General features: G+C 63.7%; 1 protein-coding gene. It reads left to right on the plus strand.

Translation table 11 applies throughout. From position 1 onward, the window contains the following. Positions 1-57: 57 nt before the first annotated feature. The coding region (locus tag ACWKWX_RS32765) for an ATP-dependent Clp protease proteolytic subunit (RefSeq protein ID WP_483829951.1) at positions 58-524 on the plus strand (467 nt) is incomplete at its 3' end.

Below are 524 nucleotides of genomic sequence, written 5' to 3' on the forward strand. Positions count from 1 at the left end.
GGGGCGCCGAAACGCCGCCGGTAGTGTCGTTCTCACGCAACCGAAACAGGAGCACTCATGGCTGAACCCCTTGTCGCACAAAGCGTCTTCGACAGGCTGTTGAAGGACCGCATCATCTGGCTCGGCTCAGAGGTGCGCGACGAGAACGCCAACGAAATCTGCGCCAAGATCCTGCTGCTCGCGGCCGAGGACTCGCAGAAGGACATCTACCTCTACATCAACTCTCCCGGCGGCTCGATCACGGCCGGCATGGCGATCTACGACACGATGCAGTTCGTGCCGAACGACATCGTCACCGTCGGCATCGGCATGGCCGCGTCGATGGGTCAGCTGCTGCTCACCGCCGGCACCAAGGGCAAGCGCTACATCACGCCCAACGCCCGCGTGCTGCTGCACCAGCCGCACGGTGGCTTCGGCGGAACCGCGAGCGACATCCAGACGCAGGCGCAGCTCATCCTCGACATGAAGAAGCGTCTCGCCGAGATCACGGCCGCGCAGACCGGCAAGACCGTCGAGCAGATCAA

It is taken from the genome of Pseudomonas imperatae (genome assembly GCF_057128625.1).